This window comes from Paenibacillus sp. LK1 (assembly GCF_002750415.1).
Taxonomy (GTDB): Bacteria; Bacillota; Bacilli; order Paenibacillales; family Paenibacillaceae; genus Paenibacillus; species Paenibacillus taichungensis.
Window position 1 is genome coordinate 274,081 of the sequence record NZ_PEII01000004.1, and the last position, 22,577, is coordinate 296,657.

Sequence of the window (22,577 nt, forward strand, 5' to 3'; positions counted from 1 at the left end):
ACGAATCACAACTAACAAGAGCTATGCAGAATCACTGCCGTCTGCATTGGCGAAAGGCTTTTCAATGTGGCTGCGCACTCCTCCAGAAGTCCGTTCAGGCAGTGCTTCAAGTTCGGTTTCCGCATAGCGTGCCAATACTTTGGCGGCTGTCTCGGACATTCGCTCTCGAAGCGCAGCATTGTCTGCAATCCGTACTCTTTTGCCCAAAAAACGCATTTTGGACAGCACATAATCCATCTCATTCCGCGGGATGGTCAGTTTAATGCGGTACGTCTGTTGGGCTTCCACAAATTCCACCTGCTTCTCGAAGCAGGAAAAGGCATACAGAATTCGGGACAACTCCTGATTGAACTCCGGCAGCACTTCGATCATTACGGTCGTCTTCCGGTTTTTCGTTAAAATCGCGATTTTGGCAGCATATTGAGAAGCAGTTTCCGGTTGAAGCGGCTGAGCTTCCGCGGTAATGATGCTGTGCAGCTTGGTGGACATCAGTTTGTTGTAGAGTGGAGCATACCAGAGTACGTACCATTCTTTTTTGACCATGGAATATTCGAGCTTGTAGGGGTATCCAAACTGATCCTGGCTGATTCGTCCATTGCGTACACGCCCTGTCAAGCGAAACCCCTGATGATGCAAAATCATCTGCCGTAATGGTTTGAGCAGCGGATGAAAGACACTGTTTTCTTCACTTTTGGCTTTTTCGGTCAGGTAATCCTGAAGGTCCAGATCCTGCTCTGCATCCAGCATGTCATGCATTTTGTGCAACGTGTCAGGGTTTAGTGCTTCTGGTGCGGCAGGGTGATTCAGCATCATGCGCAGCCAGGCCCGTTCCTGGGATGTCCAGGTGAACAGTCCGGTTTCATTCAATCTCGTCATCATCTGGTAGTTGAACATCTTCTCGAACAGATTCATAATATTGCGCAATCTCCTTCCATTCCTTAATCATCTCCTGACGCAGCCTCTGTGGAGCGATCACCTCACAACTTGAGCCAAAACTCCGAAGCCACGGCTTAATCTCGGTGATACCGTTGACCTGGATTTCATACAGAAAGGTATGTTCCGTTTCGGGCGTAATCGTTCCCCATTGGCCTTGCAAACGAACCCGATCCAGAATGAAGTTACGTTGGCTGTCCTGAGGATGGAAGAAGCGGGCTTGAACCGTTACGGTGTTCCCCGTATCCACTAGCCAGCTGTAGCGGCTGATCTCGGCCCACTGTTGTTTCAATTCGAGCATATATCCTTCTTCAATCGAATCCTGTTCCTCCAGCTGTGTAATGCCTTCCATGCGGAATTTCACAAAGCCACGGCGTCCCTGATATCCAATGACATACCAGCGACCATACTGATGGTCATAGACCACTTCAAGTGGTACGATCCGGTTGGATCGTCCGCCTGCTTCCCGTTCAAAGCGTGGATTCGTATTCTGCGAGCTGTAGCTGGACGGTTTTTTGGGTGAATAGTACAGAAACTTGACATGTTTTCGTTGGCGAATTGCACTAAGCAGAGTGTACAGATGTGCTTCGTCCAGAATGCGTGAATAATAGTGGTATTTATATATGAATGGCTCGATGGCTTCTTCCTGCGGATAGCTTGCGGCAATGGCCTTTTTGAGACTGTCCCGCAATATATAGCCTTGTACGGACGGAACCTGAGTGTTTGCCATAATATCCACAAAATCATACAACTCCAACTGTTCTTCCACGGATAGACCCGTAAGTACGTCCTGCTGCAAAAGGTAACGATATGGCCTGCCGCCAGGTTCCTTGCGGATCACCCCCACTTCTTCCAGATACTTCAGATCGGAGCGAATGGTCTTTTCGTCAGGCAGCGCCAGTTCCTCTGGAAGTTCAGCGCAGCAGGCATCCAGTAATTCCATTGCGGTTAAAGCTTGATCTTGCAGGGTATGCAAAAGGACAGAAAGTCGCTGCACTTCAGTCTCTTTCATCGACTTGGCTCGAAAGAGGAAGAGCAGCATAGGCTCAGCAGATTCTCCGTACTGGAAGCGAACAAGGTCCGCCATTTCTTTGTTTGGTTCCGAACCTGAGCGTTGGTCAGCGACGGTCTGCATGATTTCTTTTAATCTACGCTGGGTTTTATCAAATGTATGTACGGAGATGCCGAGCCGTTCGGCATACTGTTTACGGTTGTACGCACCACTTGTCAGGGACAGCATGCGCAGGAATTGAATTTCTTTGTCAAAGCTTTCTTTAGCCATGAATATTCACTCCTTGGTGGCCTGGAGTCAGGCGGATGTATGGATGACTATGTTGGCAGAACAATTCTTCGTTATATAGAAACATTGGTGATCTGCCCATTTACTATATCCCTACATTGTATCAGGATGAGTGGTTGGTTTCATTTTAAACTTATGGATGTTTGAATCAATTTCCTAATACCTTTAGCTGCTTCAATCGTTACAAAACGATAATTTAATGAGTTATGAAATTGATTCGTCGCCATACTTTCGCCATGTTCGCGTGCAAATGTGTGAGGCATAATAAGGTTGTGAAGCGGGGCAGCAACAAACTCTGCGGATCAAGGTTCCGAGGCGCCAGGGAGGGTTACTTCGACTGTTAATCGACCAGGTCGTTGGTTCGAATCCAATCGCCGCCGTTCATGGCGGTGTAGCTCAGCGGTAGAGCGGGTATTATACCTTCCCACCTTTTTCCTCGGAACATTTTATTATGGAATATCAGTAAATAGACTCACACCGGGAGGTCATGAGTGATGAGCAGAGCAAAACAATTATTTAGTCAACCTCAGCCAACGACACGTAATCATGGGGGCTACGGAGCCTATGACCGTTTGGTGGAGGAACAATATATACAGATGTTGATGACCAATACATTGAACAATACGTTTTATGCAGACACACAGCAACTGATGGATGATGCGATGGTCAGTCATCAGGAGATGGCTGAGGTCGATGCAGGGTTTATGGCGCGGGCGCTGGTCTATGCTCGTAATGAAGGCTTGATGCGGTTACAGCCTCTATACGGGCTGGCACTCTTGTCCAAGGTGGACCCGGATCAGTTTGCGAAAGTATTCTCCAAGGTGGTACAGACACCGGCTGACTTGGCCGATTTTCTGACGATTCTAAGAGGAACGGGGCGAGGACAGGGCGGTCGAGCGGTGAAGCGCCAGGTGAGTCAATTTTTGAACGGCATCACTGAATATTGGGCAATCAAATACAACGGGCGCGGACGTGGATACAGTCTGGGCGATATGATCGCTACAGCACACCCCAAGCCGACAGATATGAAGCAGCAAGCCTTGTTCCGTTATTTGCGAGGACATGAAGTGGATCTTACAGACCTGCCGCAGTTACAGGCGCTGGAAAAGCTGAAGGCTACTCCAAACCCTGCAAGTCGGATGCATCTGATCGAAAAAGGAAAACTGCCGTATTCGGTGGTCACATCGATCATGCAGCCGACACGTACGGTATGGGAGGCGTTGATGTCTCAGATGCCGACCTTTGCATTGTTACGTCATCTGAATGCAATGGATCGGGCGGGAGTGTTTGAAAAATCGAAAAATATCGATTACGTAACGGGTCGTCTAACGGATGCAGAAGCCCTGCGCAAGTCGCGCATCTTACCTTTCCGATTCGCCAGTGCATATGAAATGATCGCAAGAGAAGAGCTGCGCTCTGCTTTGCGGGAAGCGGTGGAGCTATCGATTGGCAACCTGCCATCGTTGCCGGGAAGAACCGCCATTTTTTTGGACCGCTCCGGTTCCATGCAAGGGGATTATTTGCGAATTGGATCGGTGCTGGCACTGGCGCTATATAAACAAACACGAGGCAACTCGCTGTTTTGGTTATTCGACCATATAGTTGAGGATGCTCGTCCCAAGATGGATGAAAGTATCCTTTCCCAAGCTCATCGGATTCGCGCACAAGGTGGAACCGACACGGGACGGCCTGTACGAGAGCTTCGGGATATTGGAGAGAAAGTGGATCAGATCATTATGATCACCGATGAACAGCAGAATGAAGGCAGTCCGTTATATGCTGAGCTTGTACGTTATCGGCGGATGATGAATCCGGACCTGAAAGCATTTATTGTGGATATTGCACCTTATCAGCAGGCAATGGTGCCGCCACGGGACGGCAATACCTTTTATATCTATGGGTGGAGTGAAACGGTACTGACGTATATTGCTGAGACTGTAGCGGGATATGATACACTTGCGAGCCGGGTGAGAGAGATAGAGATTTAAATTGGAAAATGTGGAGGCCACAGAGATGACTCATGTTCATGAAGAGATGAGAGATACGATTAGACAGCAGCTGAAGCAGATCGAACAGGAGGAGCAGGTGCGGATCATCTATGCCTGTGAATCGGGCAGCCGGGCATGGGGATTTCCTTCACAGGACAGCGATTATGATGTTCGTTTCCTGTATGTGAGATCGCTGGAATGGTACTTGTCCATTGAAGATAAAAGGGATGTTATCGAACGCCCGATCAGTGATCAGCTTGATATTAATGGTTGGGATTTACGCAAAGCTTTGAAGCTGTTTCGCAAGTCGAATCCACCACTGCTGGAGTGGCTGCAATCCCCGATTCAGTATGACGAACCGTACAGCGTGGCAGAGCATATTCGTGCACTATCGCCTTTGACCTTCTCGCCAAAGTCCTGTATGTACCATTATCTGAATATGGCGAAGGGGAATTTCCGTGATTATCTGCAGGGTGAGCAGGTGAAGATCAAAAAGTATTTCTATGTGCTGCGCCCACTGCTCGCCTGTGGCTGGATCGAACGTTATGATGCGATGCCGCCGATGGCATTTGAAGAGCTGGTGCAGGAGCTTGTTCCTCAGAGCTCGCCGCTCTATACGGAAATCCATGAACTGCTGCGCCGGAAAAAGGCGGGTGAGGAACTCGACCTGGAACCGCAGCTACCTGCGATACATGCTTTTTTGGCAGAGCAGATCGCGCATTTTGAACAACTGGCCGCCCAGCTGGAGAATGAACAGATTATTCAATATGAAGAACTGGACCGGATTTTCCGTTTTGCACTGCAAGAGGTGTGGGATCCAACCTGCGATTAAAGTACGAGGTCGTGCGTATTTGCACATCATTTATGGCATGGATTACCTTGCACCGGATAATTTGTCCCGGCTCAGCAAACGCAAAACGTCCAAAAAAGAGCGCCACGCTCTGATGGAAAGTGCCTTGGGCATGGAGGGAATCGAGCGTTTTGTGCGCATGGAGCCCGTGGAAAGGGTGCATGAATGTGTTCTCGGGACATTGGCTCTGGAGTCTGAACCGGTGGACCCACGTTTGTAACAGGATCGATGAAGCATGAGACTTCTGATTCCTTTAGATGCAAGGTAATAGGGCAGGTTTGGTATATCCAAGCCTGTTTTTGTTTATTTTTCGTCAAAATATTTCATTCAAGATAATTAAAATTAGGAGTTTTAACGTTAATATAAATAACTAAAGCCCTATATGTTTCCAATCCATTCTGGGTAATAATTAATAGTAAGCAAGTGGTCATTGGAATCTCACAACGTAACGATAGGGGGTAACCTGTATGGCGTCAATGATTCTGCTGGTGAAACAGACGGAAGACGATGAAAAGGTTATTTATCGATTCGGACCGAATGAGCGGAAGATGGGACTCATTGAAATGAATAAGGTCAAGGAAAGTGTGAAGGAACTGGAACCTGTTCAGGTGGAGGGTGTCAGTCCGAGTTTTTATTTTAATCGGGCCGCGCAGCGACTGGTTCGATGTTTGTTCAGAGAAGGTGGCAAGTTCCCTGAACGGACGACATGTGAATCTTAGTAGTCAATTCAAATGAGTCATAGAGACTTAGCTCTAATTTTCTATCATATATTCATTAATAAAGAAGTCCAGGCACATCCGTTGAAGGGTGTATCTGGACTTCTTTTTGTATTCCATATCGAGATTAACTTGTTCAGAATCCGTTCAGAACGACCTGATATATTGATAAAACATGGATGGAAAATGTATTGGTTCAACTTTCATTGTATATAGCACAACATTTCTAGGTCTCTAATTTACTATCGAAAAGGAGAGAAAAATCTTTGAATAAATGGCTTTTACGCACAACGCTTGGTGTTTTCTTGTTAAGTCAATTTCATGCGACTGCTGTATCCGCGCAAGTTACCGAAAAACTTTTCTCGGATATAGATCAAGCCTCCAATTGGTCTCTGGCCTCAATCGCTTATCTGAACGAACTGGGCATTACCCAGGGCTATGATAACGGGACGTATCAACCGCGCAAAAAAATTACTCGTCAAGAGGTGGCTGAATTGCTTGTACGGGCTCTCCAGTTACCGGCCAATGAATCTACATCCGTGCTGCCTCCGGATGTTCGTGCAAGCAGTTGGTCTGCAAACAGCATCCAACGAGTTCAGAGCCAAGGACTGATGGGCAATCCAAATGAGCCGTTTCGGCCAACAGATCTGGTAACTCGGGAAGAGTTGTTGTCCATCTTTGTCCAAGCCACTGGAGCCCAAGGAAAAGGGACTGCCGTACTGTCGGATCGTGAAGTAAGTGATCCTGTCAGCAAGCAAAGCATTGAAACATCCATGGAAATCGGTTTGTTGCAGGGGGATGGTCAAAAGTTGGCTTTGGATAGACCAACGGAACGACAGGAAATCGCTGTCTTTTTGACTCGTTTGATTCAGGCACTTGAAGAACCGAAAACGAGGGAGATGGAACTCACCATTATTAATGAGAGTACTGTCCGTATCGGTGCTTTCAAATATCCGGTGACAGACGAGATTCAAAAACTGCTGACCGCTGCCAACAAGCAGTTCCTCGAAGGGGCGACCTTGAAGGTCGCGCTGACACCGGATTACAAGATTCAGAACATTGTGGATTTAACGGTGCCTGCTTCCAAAAAGAATCTTGTATTTGATGGTGGAGATCTGCATATTACGGGGAATTTGATCATTTTGGGTGATGAACTAACCATCAAAAACCTTTCAGTGGATGGACAGGTATTGACTAATGGGAATACCAAAACCTCGCTGGTTTTTGAGAATGCCAAGATCAAAGGAATGGAATTGAATGTGGCTACCAAGTTAACTTTGACAGGCACGACTTCCGTTGACTCATTAACTGTGGCACAAAAAGCGGTTAAGGATTCTGAGATTGTTCTCCAGCAAACTAGCGTAATCAACGATATTATTGTTCCGGACAAGCAGCTCGTTCCGAATTTGGTCAAGGATTACAGTGGGAATCAGGGCAAGATCCAACTCATTAATGGGAAACCTCGAGACGTACAACCTACGGTTTCTACGGGTGGAACAACTACTGGCGGCAGTTCTGGGGGAAGTGTAAGTCCAACAGGACCAGTGGTTTCAACAATCGCCAAAATTCAGGAGGTTGCTGAGGCCTATCAGCTTCCGACGCAAGTGTCTGTCCGGATGCCTGATGGCAGTACCGTTATGAAAACAGTAATTTGGACTGCACCCAAAGATGTGCATATCACGAATAATGAAGTCCTCATTAATGAACCAGGAATATATCTGTTCACAGGTCAGGTTGAAGGTATCTCCGAAAAATCTCAGTTGAAATTGGATGTTAGACTGCCATTGAAACTGCAGGTAGGGTCAGAAAATTCGGGGATTGTCGTAACCACGCCTGGTGTGAGCAAAACGGTATCCTTCACATCTCAGCCTGTTCCTGAAATAGCAACGACCGTTAATCACGCCAGTTACTTGCTTGAATGGACTGATGAAAACGGCTCTTCATCTGATATAGAGCTGATCAGTACGCCAGGATATACATCATACGATGTCGGCAATGGCTGGCTTATTACGAAGTCCGATGATGCTGCCGTTGTCAGCAAGGAAACAATCTCGTTTGAGGTGAAATTCAATGCTCCGGGGACATACTCCGTGCAGATAAGTGCTGTGAAACATAAACATTTTGATTAAGAAAAAGGAGTGTTCTCTCATGTTGAAAAGGAATAAATTAACAAAAGCTCTGTTATTATCCTCTGCCTTGCTCTTGGCGGCCAGCCCTACGTATGCAGCTTCCGGAAGACCGGTATCCAATACGATTACGGCCAGTTTCAAGGTAAATCCTGTTGCTCCATCCTTTGTGCTAAAGTGGGTGGATAATGCGAACGCAGAACTGGAAACGCTGCCGTTGCAAACTGTGACTAGCGGAGAAAACAAGGATGTTAAGGTTCGTGCAACGACATCCAAGACCTATACAGATATCCAATTGTTGTTTACCATCACCCGTACAGACGGAACTGCAATTACTGCAAATGATGTGGAATTGAACGAATACGTAAACAATTCGCTTGGATCGCCAAGAACCGGAGAAGTTGGCGGTGATGGTAAACTGACTATTTATACAAGGTATTATCAAACGGTCACTTCACCAGTGCATGACTTCTTGTACAATCTGAAATTCAACAACACGGGTGAGTACGAGATCAGCGTAGTTGCTCTAAATTCACCAGCTTAAGTCAAGATTGTGAAAAGTCTGCAATAGCGGGAGAGAGCCGGGAGAATCCGGTTTTCCCCTTGGAGATAAAAAGGAGATCAATACCTATGAGAATCCCGAAATTTGTTAAGGCAGTACTTCTATCTACCGCATTGTTTACTATGGCGGCCCCAGCGTATGCCGACTATTCTTACACGCCTTTATCCAATAAAATTACAGCAACTTTCAAGGTGAATGCCCCGGCAGAACCTACCTATGTATTGAAATGGTTGGATTCAAGCAACCATGAATTGGAGACACTTCCGCTTCAAACCGTAAATAGCGGGGACAGCAAGGATCTCAAGCTTCGCGCAACCGTTAGCCAGGACTTTAAGAATATCCAATATTATTTTAAGATTACCAGAACAGACGGAACTTCCATCACCAAAAGTGATTTGGATTTGTCCCAGTATAGAGATAGTGGTGGTCTAACCGCATTAAGTAGTAGTGTGGATGGGGAGCTACTTTTAATTTATTCCAAAAACTTTAGTACTATAACGAGTCCAAGCATGGATTCGACATTCAAAATTACATTCAACTCGGCTGGGCAATATCAGATTAGTGTTGTTGCTGTTTCATCACCAATCTAATGAACCAAACAAGTCCATAACCCATATCATGGGTTATGGACTTGTTTTTTTTTGGAAACGGAACATGAAGTGGAGAAGCAGGTTTGATTTGCCAGTATCAGAACGTCTTCGCAAACGAAATCAGTGCGGTAATCGTAATGATGTTAAGCAACGTCGAGATCAGAACCGTCTGGGCGGCAAAGTCTGGCTCGTTATCGTATTCCTCGGCCAGAATGGACGCATTGACTCCGGTAGGCATACCGGATGCGATAATAAGGGCTTGAGCAGCGATACCTTGCAAACCGAGCAGCAGTACAATCGAAATCCCGATGGCCGGGCCAATCAGCAAACGCAGAAATGTGCTAATATACACATCAAGACGATACAGGCGAATTGGATATTTTACAATTTGGGCACCGAGTGTCAAGAGTGCTACAGCGACCATACTTTGCTGCGCATAAGTCAGCGGCATGGACAGGAAAGTGGGCAATGGAATATTCCCCATATGAAACAAAATGCCGAGCAACAGTGCATAAGGAACGGGCATTTTTAGAAATCCAATGATCACCGCACGGTAATTGCCTTTGAGCTTGGCACCCTGAATGGACAGCACACCATAGGTAAAAGTCAGTAATGCCTGTAAAGACATGACCAGTGCCTGGATGGAAGAGGCCAGCGGATCACCACGAAATACCAGGGAGTTAATGGGCAGACCATAATTGCCTGCATTGTCCAGCATGATGCTGTTGTTGAAGGCAGCCTTCATGCCTTTGTTCATGCGAAGCGAGCGTGCGAACACAGACCCCACAATATAGAGAATAAGTACATATAAGGCGTAAAAAAGCGTGACAGTTCCGAGCAATTCCCCCGACATATCGGAGTGGTACATGCTCATAAAGACGGCTGCGGGGGTAATACAATAGAAATTGATTTTGGCGAGGGTGTACAAGTCCAACTTGAACACCTTTTGCATCCAGGACCCGACGGCAATCAGGAGAAAGACGGGCAGGACGACTTCAAGCATGATGTCTGCAATCATCAGTTCAGCTTCCTTTTTCATGAAAATTTCAGTCCGATTTCGAAAATACTTCAACCATTATATCATTTTATACACAGATGAAAGATGTAAATGACTAAAAAAGATAAGGGGGATTTTCATTATGATTCCAGATCATCTGGATTATGGTTTATCGATATTATTTATTGGATTCAATCCCAGCATCACGTCTGGAGAGACGGGTCATCATTATGCTTATAAAGGAAACCGTTTCTGGCGCATTCTTGAACGTTCCGGATTGACTCCTCGTTTATATGATGCACAAGAGGATGGAGAGTTGCTGAAGCTGGGGTACGGATTTACGAATATTGTTGCCCGGCCAACAAGAGGTATGGACGATATTACAAAGGAAGAATATGCAGAGGGACGGCAGATTTTACGGCAAAAGCTGGAGGAATACCGACCAGACATCGCCTGTTTTGTGGGGAAAGGGGTATACACCCAGTACAGTCAGCGTGCCAAAGCGGAATGGGGATTTCAGGACGACCCGGTCGTCAAGGAAATTCATGAATTTGTAGCCCCTTCATCCAGTGGGTTAGTGCGTATGTCGATGGACGAGATCGTAGCGATCTATTCCCAGCTTAGTGATTTTGTCTCAGAAAAAAGCAGAGAGGACTGAAAAACGAAGCAAAACTGAAACTCCACATGGCAGCAAGTGAAGCAGTAACAATGAACCTTCAATGGTTGCAGAGTTCGGCTATCCGGTTTACACCGGGTGGCGCGAATTCTTTTTTTTGGATAAAGTGAGAGGTTTCAGGAAGTGATTCCGTCTATATAGTACAGAACCATGCATGGAAGCTGTAGAGAAGGGGGATTACATGACTCAACAGATACCAGAGGAGGAGCTCATTCAGCGTATTATGGCAGGGGACAAACAGCTATTTGCTGTGCTCGTGGATCGATATAAAAATAAAGTCTTCGGCATTTTACGCGGAATGGGTGCGAGTCATCAGGATGCACAGGATCTCGCTCAGGATACGTTTCTTCGGATGTACCGCTTTCTTCCGACACGAAGGGAAGGAAGCAGTTTCTCATCTTGGGTATACACCATCGCTGTGAATCGGATGCGGGATTTTATGCGGCAACAGAAACCGGTCATGACCGCTGTTCATACAGTCTTGGAACAAACCAATGGTGAGACGCCAGAGAAACATGTGCTGCATAAGGAGATGCAGCGTGAAATATATCGCCAGATGGACCAACTGCCAGAGTCGTATCGGCTTGTGCTGCTGCTTAAATATACGAATGAGCTGAGCTACGAAGAGATTGCAGATATCACAGACATGAGCCCCGCACAAGTGCGTAATGCACTTTATCGAGGGAAGAAAACGTTGAAGAAACAAATGGAGCGCAAAGGAGGTTTATCGACGTATGAAGCCTATTCCAAATGATGAGGATCGATTGTGGGAACAGCATTTCTTTCGTGAGGAGCCGGATGCGGACCTTACACTTGAGGTGATGCGAAAACTGGAAGGCGTGTCCATGGAAAGCGCAGAGCACGGGGATCCATTTACGAAAAAGGCTTCCAAATCCCATTGGATGCGCCGTACTGGGATTGCAGCGGCGGCAGTTGTGATCCTTGTGGGAGGGGCATGGTTTGCTTTTGATCACACAGCAAAATCGACTCAATCCACGGTAAATGCCGTAAATAACCCGCCACTACCTAACATACCTGTTCCAGAAGAACTCAAGTATTCCTATTTTGCCGATGATTACAAACGCTTGAAGCCACTCGGTCTAGTGGTTAATCCGAATATCAACATTGAGGATCAGGGCTACACGCTTAAGATCAAAGATGTGTTGGTAGATCGCTCTCAAATCGTGATCACACTGAAACAAACAACACCTGATGGGCTAGGGCTTTTTGCAATATCTCCAGAGGCGGGGAGAATTCATATTACGGACGATCAGGGGCGACAGGTTGCAACTCTCGCGCGGGATACCAGAACAAGCGGTTCGGCAGCTGAACGATTGGTATACCAGTTGCATGATGATATCCCGGATCAGGTGATCGTGCGTGGAGAACTTGGGCATCTAAAAGTAGGAAGCTATTATAATTTTGAGACAAAATCATACGAAGATAAAAATGCTGTGATAGATTGGAGCTTTCAATTCAACATCGATATGACCAAAGCCAAATCACTGGCTGTTGAGGCTCCTATGAACAATACCTACACCACTCCTGAGGGTTTGAAACTGGACATGACACAGCTAGTACGTACGCCAAACGGGACCCGCCTTGACATGAACATCAGTCTGGATGATCAACTTCGTGCCAAAGTCGGAGAAGATTGGGCAGATGATATGGACCTGATGTATCACATCGAAATTCCTGAAACGAATGAGTATCGAATATTCAACGGGAGCAGACCAGATGCCCGTCAAGCCAAGTTCCGGTTCCGAGATTTGAGTGGATTAATGGATGGTGGTCCATTGAAGTTATCGGAGACATGGGACCCTGCTTTTGTTACGGTGGATGCGAAGAAGATTCGCTTTGTCCTGGAAGGATACACCATACCAGTGTGGGGAGAGAAGTCGGTGGAAGTGGATCTGGAAAAGATGCGTAAGGATGCTGAAATTTACACCTACGTACTGCAATTTGAACAATATGGAGATGAAATTTTATTTTCTGATTTCAATTTCAAACCGGTGTGGGAATCCTATGACAAAAACTACTCATTAGTCCTGGAGGGAAGAGGGACGTTCCGAAATGCTTTTAATGGCGATCGCTGGGTGGCTGTAGATCCGGAAGGAAAAGAGTATCCTGTTCAAGTAATCGGTTATCCAGACCAGCCTAATAATGACGGAGAATACGTTGCAGACAATCTGAAATTGGTCATCCGTGGTTTTTACAAAGAAGATGGAACAAAATTAACCTTAAAACGAACCGTAGTTAATCGTGAGTATCGAGACGTGAATTGGGAAGTAGATCTTCCATCGTATACCAGTCTGCCTTGGCAGAAATAAAGAAACGGAACGGAATAAGCTTGGAAGAATAACAAGATAGAGATAGAAGGGCCCAGCATAATAAAATGCTGAGCCTTTTTGATATTCAATAAAGTTAAGTCCTGCTGATGCTAAAGAAGTTGTGCACATTGAGTTACGCCGATTCCCGTGGAATAAGGGATGTGGATAACATGACCGTTTCCTTTGGTGTTCCCGGGCGTTCAATTCTGCGCTGTAACGCTTCGATCGCACGCTGACCGAGTTCCTCTTTGCACAGGTTGACTGTGGTCAGGGGCGGTGACGATGTGGCGGCGGCATGCACATTGTCGATACCGATGACAAGGCAATCCTCAGGTGTGGAGAATCCCATTTCCTGCAACTTATTCATCCACTGCAAGGCGATATCATCATTGACGCCAATCCAGGCATCGGGCCGTTCGTTCGCGGGCATGTTTTTGATTGTGGCAGCCAATTGGTCGATCCATTCGCCGTTCTCATAAGGAATATTCCATTCTCTGAACGTGGTCAACCGACTGCTATCTGCGTGGAAATGGTTCAAAGCCAGTTCGATGCCGATCTTCCGCTGCGCAAAGCTGGCAGCTCGGCCATCATCCGTAATCAGACCGATACGGCGGCACTGCATCGACATTAAATATCTAGCCACAGTAATGCCTGCTTCCAGGTTATCATGGCTGATCGTATCGCAGTTCAATAGTGGCTCCTGATGATCCACGAGCACAATGGGGCGGCCTGTCTGGGTCAGTCGTTGCAGGACTGCATGGGGGAAAGCGCCCATGGCGATGACTCCTGCACAACGTTCCCAATCCAAGTGAGGAGCGATTGCCCGTTCTGGCGGCGTGTGTTCATCAGCGACTCCCAGAGAGGGAGATACAATGGCATGATGCCATCCTCTCTCATTACAGGCAGAGATCATGCCTGAGAGGACGCGCTGCCAGTAGTGGGGCTCACCCCGGTTGAGCTGATTCATGCAGATGAGAGCAAATGGGGGTCCGGATTGTTCTGTATGGGTTGCAGTTGTGACAGTGCTGCTTCCTGGGGTGCTTTGGCGATATCCCAAGGCACGGGCTAATTCCAGCACACGGGCGCGAGTCGCTTCGCTGACACCTGTCTTGCCACTGAGTGCACGGGAGACGGCATATTTGGATAATCCAAGCTGGTCGGCCAGCGACTGGATAGATACTTTACGTGACATTTCATTACTCCTTCATATGTAAACAATTTGCATAAAACTAACGAGCCATTTCAATCTACAAGATATGATCCAATTTATTTTTTAATATACCATCCGTTATGAATTGACGATCATCTTCCGGCACAGTACACTTACAAATAATAATGTTATTATAATTTATCATAACGAAAATAACAATGCGACACAGATCATTGAATGAATCGATGCAAACAAATATGGAAACTTCAATTCAAAGGAGACGACATCCATGGAACAGTTCAGATTACCGAAAATCCCCATGCCGCATCTGGAATTACCGCAAGCTGTGCAGAACATTCTTACCGAGGCCGAGGAACGACTGCAACATAGACCCAGATTGCTGGCACAGTTCCGTAACTGTTTTCCCAACACGTTGGAAACGACGACAAAGCTATTGGATGATGGGACAACCTTTGTTATTACAGGGGATATCCCGGCAATGTGGCTGCGTGATTCAGTGGAGCAGGTGATGCACTACGTTCCGCTGGCAAAGGAAGACGAACAGCTGCAGCGGATCATTGGCGGGCTGATCAAACGGCATACATTCTATGCGGACATCGATATCTATGCCAATGCGTTTAACGAAACGGCTAATGGATGGCATTGGGATGCGAATGATGAGACAGAGATGTCGCCTTGGGTGTGGGAACGCAAGTTTGAGCTGGATTCACTTTGTTTCTCTATGCGGCTCGCCTATGCGTATTGGCGTGAGACGGAATTGACGGATATATTTGACGAGCGTTTCAAGAGGGTGATGGAGAGCGTAGTACGTCTGTGGAAAACGGAGCAGCGTCATGGTGATCAGTCCCCATATCGATTCATGCGCCGGAATTGTCCAGCCCATGATACGCTCCGTAACGAAGGATTGGGGATGCCGGTAAACTATACCGGGATGATCTGGTCCGGTTTCCGCCCCAGTGATGATGCATGTGATTTTCATTATAATATCCCGGCAAATATATTTGCAGCGGTGACTTTGCGCCAAATGGGGGAGATTGCAAGGTGGGTTTTCAGAGATGAGAAGCTGGTCAGCGAGATGGCTCATTTGGAAGAAGAAATACGACACGGTATTTCCTTATACGGTACTTACCGTCACCCCGAGTATGGGCAGATTTATGCCTATGAGACGGATGGTTACGGCAACTTTTGCCTAATGGATGATGCAGGTACCCCGGGACTTATGTCTATTCCGTATTTGGAGTATGCTTCCACCGAGGACATCATGTACCAGAATACACGGCGCTTTATTTTGAGCAAGGAAAATCCGTTTTATTATGAAGGACAAGCAGCCAAAGGCATCGGCAGCCCTCATACTCCTCCCGGCTACGTCTGGCATATGGCGCTGTCCATGCAAGGTCTGACCGCAGACAATGATAAGGAAATGCTGGAGATGATTGATCTGCTGGAGAACACGGATGCAGGCACTGGGTACATGCATGAAGGTTTTCATTCGGATGATCCCAATACGTTCACAAGGCCGTGGTTTGCTTGGTCGAACAGCCTGTTCTCGCAGCTTGTGTACAAGGCAATGAAAAAAGGAATTCTATAAAATGATGTAAGTTCAAAAAAATAACTGCCTGCAAAGCAGTCGTTCCGGTTACGAATCGTTCTTTCGATCGCTGTTATCCCCGGATTTTTTGATTCCCTTTTTGTAAGGGGAAATCCGGTGATAAAGGCGAGCACTTCGTTTCTCCAGAATCGATTTCGTCCCCTGCACTGCGTTTGCTATTTGGCATGACTTTTTTTCGGCTACATCATTTCTAGAATAGAAGAGTGAGTAGACAAAAAGCCCAAACTGCAAAAGATTCGCAGTTTGGGCTTGGTTTATGAGGAAGGCTATTTGACTCACGGCTTCACTATACAGTTTTCAGCAGATCCGCAATGAGCACCTTTTGACCTGTGCGGGCACTTTCGAGGGATGCAAGGACCATGGCCATACTGAACTGGTTATCACTGCAATCGGTCTCAGGCAGTCGTCCGGATTCCAGTGCAGCGAACATGTCTTCGAGACAGCCGTGGTGTCCTGTTTTGTCCATGACAGGCTGCTCTCCTTCGATCCGCTCACATGGTTGGAAAAAGGATGGTTTGCCGTCCGCATCCAGATGCTGTGCCGAGACAACTTCAGCATAAATGTCATCATGTCCATCCCAGATCGCGGTTCCTTTTTCGCCGGTTACACGCCAGGATGCTTCCCATGAAGTAGGCACACCTTCTGTGCACCAGGACCCGCGATAGTTAAACACGGAGCCATCGGACATTTCGAAGATGCATAGTGCCATCGCATTACCTTGATACCAGGACCCTGGAGGATTAAATTCGTGGCAGTACACCGAGACCGGGTTGGCACCGAGAATATAACGTGCCTGGTCGAAGGTGTGGATCGCCATATCCAGCAGCAGTGGACTATCCATCAGGTCACGAAATCCTCCAAAATGAGGTCCCAGGAAGAAATCTGCCCCTGCAAAACCGACCTGGCCAATCGATCCGTCGGAAATCAACTGCCGATAGGCGCGAATACGTGGATCGAAACGACGATTTTGCATCACAGCCTGAATATTGCCTGTACGGCGTGCAGTCTGAACAATATCTTCACAATCAGAGAAGGATTCCGCCAGAGGTTTTTCGCCAAATACATGACATCCTTGCTGTAACGCCGTCATGGCAATGCCGTGATGGCTCGCTGGAATGGTGACATCAAATACGATATTGGCATCTGTTGCTCGAATGGCCTCACTGATATCTGTAAACGTGGGACAGGAGAGGCCGTGCCGTGCAGCGAGTGCAACGGCAGTCTGTTCATACAGATCGACAAGCCCTACAATTTCCGTGTCCGGCCTTTGCATGGCGTAATCAACCCAGGTATTGGACATGGCCCCACAGCCTGCTACAACTACCCGATAAGGATGACTCATCCTATCATCTCCTTATACTTTTCATTTTCAATGTTTGTGCAATGGACATCATGTAACTCCATGTTAATCCCGTTTCTATACCGGATTGGGAACAAAATCTCCACCGCGACATTGTTTTAAATATTTTAGTGCGTGCACCTGTCCGGTCATTTCGAGTTCATCTTTGTAGACAGGATCATGCCAGCCTTCAATATCAATCGTTCCCTGATACCCGTTTTGGCGCAGAATTGTAATGATGTCGGACCAGTTGGTATCCCCGAAGCCGGGGGTACGGTGCCAGACGAATTCACGTGGGCCGTGCACGCCATATTCTTTGACGATGTCCCAGGCAATGGTGGCATCTTTGCCGTGCACATGGAACACTTTAGGCGCCCATTTGCGCAGCTGAGGAATTGGGTCGATCAGGCTGGACATTTGATGGCATGGCTCCCACTCCAATCCGATGTTTTCATCAGGAACTGCATCGAACATCATCTCCCAGGCCGTTGGATTATGCGCAATGTTCCAATCGCCTGTCTGCCATGTGCCGCCCATATCACAATTTTCAAAAGCAATGCGTACACCCCGGTCTGCAGCCCGGCGTGCCAGTTCTCCAAACACTTCCTTGAACCGTGGGATGGATTGGTCAATCGGTTGATCGGTCAGTCGTCCGGTAAACCCGGAGACGATATCCGCTCCGAAGAGCTGGGCATGGTCAATCACCCGTTCCCAACTGGCCAGTGTATCAGCGTTATCCCCGGCTCCGGTGAGCGGATTGCCAAACACACTTACTGCAGAGATGACAATTCCTTGTTCGTCCACAATTTCACGGACACGTTTGGCTGTTTCGGCGAGGTCCAGATCACCAGTTGTTTGCCAGAAGGTCAGATTGAATGATTCGAAGCCATGTTTCATGATCTGTGGAATGACGCGGACTGCGTCGTGTCCACCCACAAGGGTGCCTATGCGTAACGGATTATTCATGGTTGAATTTCACTCCAATATTGGCTTATAGTACTTCGTGACACACTCATTATAGCCGGGCATCTGCCGCATGGCTCTATACAATCTTGTGCAATATTAGTCTGATCTTGTGGGGAAAGGAGGAGACAGCGTGCTGGACCTGAAAGCGCTTCACGAAAATACCCGCATTGACCATAAATCACATCCATTTCAGTTGTTCCAGAATCGTTGTTGGGGGATGAAAACGGAAGAATGCATTCTGTACTTGCACTGGCATGAACACTTTGAACTGATTTTTATGCGGAAGGGCAGTGCACTGTTTCATATCGACAGCAGGCCCTATGTAGCTCAAGCAGGTGAGGTCATTATCATTCCAGGAGGGGCGCTGCATGTCGGGTATGCTCTGGAGGAAGGGGATATCCACTATGATTCGGTTGTGCTCAACAGTGCGTTATTTCATGATTTTACCCATGACCCCGTTCACTTGAAATATGTTGCTCCCTATCTGGAAGGGAAGGTAAGGTTTCCGGTAAAACCGGCGGAGCACGACATAGCTTGCCAAGGCTATTACTCCCTGTTGGATGAAGCTATCGAGGAGATGGCCTCACAGCCGCTGGCCTATCAATTGGTTGTGAAATCCAAGTTGCATGCCTTGTTCACTCTGCTTGCCCGCACATTTATGCCACACCATCTCCCTGATAAAACAACGGGATCGTATTTTCCCAATCGGGAACGATTTAAGCTTTTGATTGAGCAGATTGAAGCGGAGCCAACAGGGAAAATGTCCGTGACCGAGGCTGCCGGGCAGGTAGGGCTGAACACATATCATTTTTGCAAAATGTTCAAAAAACTAACTGGACGCACCTTTGTGGAATATGTGAATGGGTGCCGAATGACGAGAGCCGAACAGTTGCTGCAGGAGAGCAGCCTTACCATTACCGAGATCGCTGCCCAGGTTGGCTGTGATAACGCCAACTATTTTACGAAGCTGTATAAACAATACAAAGGGATGACACCCTCGCAGGGGCGGTTAAAATAAGAAGGCCTTGCATCAACAGGGTACATACAAAAATCCGGATCACCGCCAGAGTTGCGCGAGTAATCCGGATTGTTTTATGAATATCAAATATCAGAACAAACATTTGATCTGTTTATGAAGATGCTTATTTCATGAATTTGGAGAATAATCGATTAGCCTTTTTGGAGAGGTCGTCCAATTTGATATTGGCCTGATCCAGTTGATTATATCCCCATTTGATCGTTTGCAGCATGCGTGGGGAGATGGGCGTACCTTTGATCCGTGGATAAATGTTGTGATAGGCCCAGACGAGATGCTCCCAGCGATTATCGTTACCGTCCTGAATATACTCCGAGACGTCGATGACTTTACCGCGTCCATTCTGGAGAATGACATTTTTCAGATGAATGTCCCGTGGATTCAGGCCACGGCTGCGTACTGCCTCACGCGCTTCGTCCACATCGAGCATGACCTGCTCAGGGACAGGGATTCCTTTTTCCAAACATTCGAGCAAGGTATCTCCCGCTTCAAAACTGATCACAAGAATATTTCGGCCGCTGCCGTAATAGGTAGGGAAATAGGGCAGGCCTTTGAGCTGCTCATATACCTGTTTTTCATTTTCAAGTTTGTCCAGGGCATGATCTGAGTACATCTTGAAGGCATACTGCGGCAATCCGTCATACGTAAATACCGCCGCATCCGTTCCTGTGCCAATACAATTCAGTCCTTCTACATGGCCAATGATGTTAACGAGCTCATTCCGGTCGCTTCCGATGACTTGGATTTGTTGTAATGCCTCTTCCGCCTGGAACCAATCCGGTCGATTCATGGGTGGTGCCTCCTTTTAGGATATGCCTGTACAATATTTTTTCATATAAGATCAACTCATGAGGTTTACACTCGGCCGCTCCGCGTGCAGAATAATCTTTCAATCGCTGTTACCCCCAGATTTTTTCTGCCCTCTCCGTTTTAGTGTAAATCTATGGTTGATCTTATATCAAAGCAAAATCCTGTACTCTATTTAGAATAGTATGCGTTCTGCTCTGTAATTTCATCTTTTGGTGATGTTACTATATAAACGTTACGCATTGAATCGGAAACGGTTGCGGATAGAAGAAAATTACGGAAGGGGTGCTTGCGACGTTTTTGCTCTTTCCTATATACTGTGAGCATTAAGGGATCTCATGCAGATCCGGCATACAGAAAGGCAGAATATCTTATGGCACAATACCCGCAGTGGTCTTATTCGCAGTCGCGGGCGAGTATGTTCGATGAGTGCCTGCGCAAATATTATTATCATTATTATGGAGCCCATAACGGCTGGAAGGCAGATTCAGCTGATGAGATGCAGGTACGTCTGTATCGATTGAAGCAGCTCAGTAATCTATACCTCGTATTCGGTGACCTCGCGCATCGGATGTGTGAATCGGCGGTTCGCAGCAGGGAAGAAGGCAAGGATAAACCTCGTGAGCACTTTCTGGAACTGACGATGCGCAAGCTGCTGAATCAGGCGTATGTGGAATCAATGGATCAAGATCAGTGGCGGCTCGATCCCAAGAACCGGGTGATGTTGTCTGAGATGTATTACGGGGATGACACGTTGAATGACCGGATTGCGACAATTAAAGAACGAGCCTCGGCCTGTGTCGGTAATTTGTACCAGACGCTCACGTGGGAGGACCTGTCCCGTGCAAGTACGGATATTTTGGAGATTGAGAAATGGGATACGATGATGCTGCACGATACGCGTGTGTATGTGAAGATGGACTTGTTATATCGTCGCAGCAACGGCAACATCGTCATTGTGGACTGGAAGACGGGCAAGGAGGATGACTTCTCGGATCAGCTGATGCTGTACGCATCCTATGTGAGGGAGCATTACCGGGTTCCACTGGAGCAGATTGAGCTGAGGGTGGAGTACCTGTTAACCGGAACACACCGAGAGTTTACGGCAACGGAAGAGGATATCCTGAAGGTGGAGGAGAACGTGGGGCGGTATATTGCGGAGATGCGCTCCTGTGTGGATGATGAGTATTACAACCGTCCCAAGGACGTTTCGTATTTCACGCCAATGCCTTCACGCCGTGTTTGCCGGGACTGTAATTTTCGTGAGGTGTGCAGCGAACGTGTAGTATAGAGCGCCACCCGAAGCATCTTCAGAACTCATTCCTATTTCATATGAAAATAAAACAAGAAGCGCCAGCCTGGACAGGATCTGCCCGGACTGGCGCTTCTATTACGTTCCACAGGCCGGCGACAAGGCGCCAGGTGGAACGGTCATATCAAGATTACTGGACCGTGGCGGTATTCTCCAGCGCCTGTCCTGCGGGAACATAGGCATGCCCGAGATCCCGGGCAACCGCCTCATACGTGATATGTCCATTCAGCACGTTCACCGCGCTGCGAATGGACGCACTGCCGCGAATCGCGGCTGCTGCACCGTGGTTCGCCAGCTGCAGCGCATAAGGCATAGTGGCGTTAGTCAGTGCCACCGTAGACGTGCGCGGCACCGCGCCTGGCATGTTCGCTACCGCGTAATGCACCACACCATGCTTCACATAGGTCGGTTCATCGTGGGTCGTGATATGATCAATGGTCTCCACAATTCCGCCCTGATCGATCGCCACATCCACAATGACCGAACCGGGTGCCATGGTGGTAACCATTTGCTCGCTGACTAGGGTTGGCGCTTTGGCGCCTGGAATCAGCACCGCACAGATCAGCAGGTCGGCAGCCGCAACAGCCGACGCAATATTGGATGGACTCGATACCAGCGTATGAATCTGATTACCAAAAATATCATCCAGCTGACGCAGACGATTCAGATTCAAATCGAGGATGGTCACATCCGCGCCCAGACCAATCGCGATTTTGGCGGCATTGGTGCCCACCGTGCCGCCACCAATAACAACGACCTTGCCACGGCTTACGCCGGGTACGCCGGATAACAGAATGCCTTTGCCACCTTCCGTTTTCTCCAGCAGCTGCGCTCCAATCTGAGCCGACATCCGTCCGGCAACTTCACTCATCGGGGTGAGCAGAGGCAGCGTCCCGTTAACTTCCAATGTCTCGTACGCAATGGCGGTCACCCGGCTTTCAATCAGTGCCTTTGCCAGTGCAGGTTCCGCTGCGAGGTGCAGGTAGGTGAAGAGAATCAAGCCAGGGCGAAAATAGGCGTATTCGCTGGCAAGGGGTTCTTTGACCTTGATGATCATATCTGCCTCTGCCCACACAGTTGAAGCTGTATCCCGAAGCTCCGCTCCCGCCGATTGATATTCGTTGTCAGTGAATCCACTGCCCAATCCTGCGCCACGTTCGATCATGACTTGATGTCCGGCTCTGACAAAATCAGCAGCTCCAGCAGGGGTCATTGCTACACGATTTTCATTGTTTTTGATTTCTTTCGGAATTCCGATTCTCATCGCCA

Annotated in this window: 20 protein-coding genes and 1 pseudogene; 13 read left to right on the forward strand and 8 right to left on the reverse strand. The window is 47.7% G+C overall.

Annotated features, from left to right (window positions below; genetic code table 11):
- Positions 1–21: 21 nt before the first annotated feature.
- Complete coding sequence (locus CS562_RS11045; protein ID WP_099855648.1) at positions 22–912, reverse strand: WYL domain-containing protein; 891 nt, start codon at positions 910–912, stop codon at positions 22–24.
- The gene (locus CS562_RS11050; RefSeq protein ID WP_099855650.1) at positions 860–2,215 is read right to left on the reverse strand and encodes a helix-turn-helix transcriptional regulator; all 1,356 of its coding nucleotides are present in this window, start codon (positions 2,213–2,215) and stop codon (positions 860–862) included. Before CS562_RS11050 ends, CS562_RS11045 begins: the two co-directional genes overlap by 53 nt.
- A 512-nt stretch (positions 2,216–2,727) precedes the next feature.
- On the opposite strand from CS562_RS11050, the gene CS562_RS11055 reads away from it, so the two are divergent.
- The 7 genes and pseudogenes from CS562_RS11055 (at position 2,728) to CS562_RS11080 (ending at position 9,065) form a co-directional block, all read left to right on the forward strand.
- Positions 2,728–4,221, forward strand: a complete 1,494-nt coding sequence (locus CS562_RS11055) for a TROVE domain-containing protein (protein ID WP_099855652.1) — start codon at positions 2,728–2,730, stop codon at positions 4,219–4,221.
- Positions 4,222–4,246: 25 nt separating this feature from the next.
- A complete protein-coding gene (locus CS562_RS32880; RefSeq protein WP_180287099.1) occupies positions 4,247–5,053 on the forward strand; it encodes a nucleotidyltransferase domain-containing protein in 807 nt (268 codons plus the stop codon).
- A pseudogene (locus tag CS562_RS32885) lies at positions 5,037–5,291 on the forward strand (polynucleotide kinase); the annotation flags it as partial. The gene CS562_RS32880 and the pseudogene CS562_RS32885, both read left to right, overlap by 17 nt.
- A gap of 247 nt (positions 5,292–5,538) precedes the next feature.
- Positions 5,539–5,790 (forward strand): RNA-binding protein, encoded by a 252-nt coding sequence (locus tag CS562_RS11065; RefSeq protein ID WP_063567677.1) that lies wholly within the window; start codon positions 5,539–5,541, stop codon positions 5,788–5,790.
- Positions 5,791–6,053: 263 nt separating this feature from the next.
- Entirely contained in the window at positions 6,054–7,916 is a 1,863-nt protein-coding gene (locus tag CS562_RS11070) for an S-layer homology domain-containing protein (protein ID WP_099855656.1), read from the forward strand.
- Between the two features lie 19 nt (positions 7,917–7,935).
- Complete coding sequence (locus CS562_RS11075) at positions 7,936–8,457, forward strand: hypothetical protein (RefSeq protein ID WP_099855658.1); 522 nt, start codon at positions 7,936–7,938, stop codon at positions 8,455–8,457.
- Positions 8,458–8,543: 86 nt separating this feature from the next.
- Positions 8,544–9,065 (forward strand): hypothetical protein, encoded by a 522-nt coding sequence (locus CS562_RS11080; protein WP_076290231.1) that lies wholly within the window; start codon positions 8,544–8,546, stop codon positions 9,063–9,065.
- Positions 9,066–9,162: 97 nt separating this feature from the next.
- Here the strand turns inward: CS562_RS11080 and CS562_RS11085 are convergent, their stop codons facing one another.
- Positions 9,163–10,083 (reverse strand): AEC family transporter, encoded by a 921-nt coding sequence (locus CS562_RS11085; RefSeq protein WP_063567676.1) that lies wholly within the window; start codon positions 10,081–10,083, stop codon positions 9,163–9,165.
- Between the two features lie 121 nt (positions 10,084–10,204).
- On the opposite strand from CS562_RS11085, the gene CS562_RS11090 reads away from it, so the two are divergent.
- From CS562_RS11090 to CS562_RS11100, 3 genes are all read left to right on the forward strand, one after another.
- Positions 10,205–10,720: a mismatch-specific DNA-glycosylase gene (locus tag CS562_RS11090; RefSeq protein ID WP_072735185.1), complete on the forward strand. Its 516-nt coding sequence runs from the start codon at positions 10,205–10,207 to the stop codon at positions 10,718–10,720.
- 199 nt (positions 10,721–10,919) lie between these two features.
- Positions 10,920–11,492, forward strand: a complete 573-nt coding sequence (locus CS562_RS11095; protein ID WP_099855660.1) for an RNA polymerase sigma factor — start codon at positions 10,920–10,922, stop codon at positions 11,490–11,492.
- Positions 11,473–13,068 carry a DUF4179 domain-containing protein gene (locus CS562_RS11100; protein WP_099855663.1) on the forward strand — a complete coding sequence of 532 codons (1,596 nt, stop codon included), beginning with the start codon at positions 11,473–11,475 and terminating at the stop codon, positions 13,066–13,068. Before CS562_RS11095 ends, CS562_RS11100 begins: the two co-directional genes overlap by 20 nt.
- A gap of 133 nt (positions 13,069–13,201) precedes the next feature.
- On the opposite strand, the gene CS562_RS11105 is transcribed toward CS562_RS11100, so the two are convergent.
- Complete coding sequence (locus CS562_RS11105; RefSeq protein WP_099855665.1) at positions 13,202–14,260, reverse strand: LacI family DNA-binding transcriptional regulator; 1,059 nt, start codon at positions 14,258–14,260, stop codon at positions 13,202–13,204.
- A 247-nt stretch (positions 14,261–14,507) separates the two neighbouring features.
- Here CS562_RS11105 and CS562_RS11110 point away from each other — a divergent pair, with 247 nt between their 5' ends.
- Positions 14,508–15,827, forward strand: a complete 1,320-nt coding sequence (locus CS562_RS11110; RefSeq protein ID WP_099855667.1) for a glycoside hydrolase family 125 protein — start codon at positions 14,508–14,510, stop codon at positions 15,825–15,827.
- A 307-nt stretch (positions 15,828–16,134) separates the two neighbouring features.
- On the opposite strand, the gene CS562_RS11115 is transcribed toward CS562_RS11110, so the two are convergent.
- Together CS562_RS11115 and CS562_RS11120 are read right to left on the reverse strand one after the other, a co-directional pair.
- Positions 16,135–17,190, reverse strand: coding sequence for a Gfo/Idh/MocA family protein (locus tag CS562_RS11115; protein ID WP_099855669.1), 1,056 nt, complete (start codon positions 17,188–17,190; stop codon positions 16,135–16,137).
- Positions 17,191–17,265: 75 nt separating this feature from the next.
- The gene (locus CS562_RS11120) at positions 17,266–18,153 is read right to left on the reverse strand and encodes a sugar phosphate isomerase/epimerase family protein (protein ID WP_072735191.1); all 888 of its coding nucleotides are present in this window, start codon (positions 18,151–18,153) and stop codon (positions 17,266–17,268) included.
- Between the two features lie 130 nt (positions 18,154–18,283).
- Between CS562_RS11120 and CS562_RS11125 the strand changes: the two genes are divergently transcribed.
- Positions 18,284–19,171 carry a helix-turn-helix transcriptional regulator gene (locus CS562_RS11125; protein ID WP_076290224.1) on the forward strand — a complete coding sequence of 296 codons (888 nt, stop codon included), beginning with the start codon at positions 18,284–18,286 and terminating at the stop codon, positions 19,169–19,171.
- Between the two features lie 124 nt (positions 19,172–19,295).
- Here the strand turns inward: CS562_RS11125 and CS562_RS11130 are convergent, their stop codons facing one another.
- Positions 19,296–19,979 carry a serine/threonine protein kinase gene (locus CS562_RS11130; RefSeq protein ID WP_076290223.1) on the reverse strand — a complete coding sequence of 228 codons (684 nt, stop codon included), beginning with the start codon at positions 19,977–19,979 and terminating at the stop codon, positions 19,296–19,298.
- 390 nt (positions 19,980–20,369) lie between these two features.
- Between CS562_RS11130 and CS562_RS11135 the strand changes: the two genes are divergently transcribed.
- Positions 20,370–21,287, forward strand: a complete 918-nt coding sequence (locus CS562_RS11135; RefSeq protein WP_099855945.1) for a PD-(D/E)XK nuclease family protein — start codon at positions 20,370–20,372, stop codon at positions 21,285–21,287.
- Between the two features lie 151 nt (positions 21,288–21,438).
- Here CS562_RS11135 and ald read toward each other — a convergent pair whose 3' ends face one another.
- Positions 21,439–22,572, reverse strand: a complete 1,134-nt coding sequence (ald, locus tag CS562_RS11140) for an alanine dehydrogenase (RefSeq protein WP_099855671.1) — start codon at positions 22,570–22,572, stop codon at positions 21,439–21,441.
- Positions 22,573–22,577: the final 5 nt, after the last annotated feature.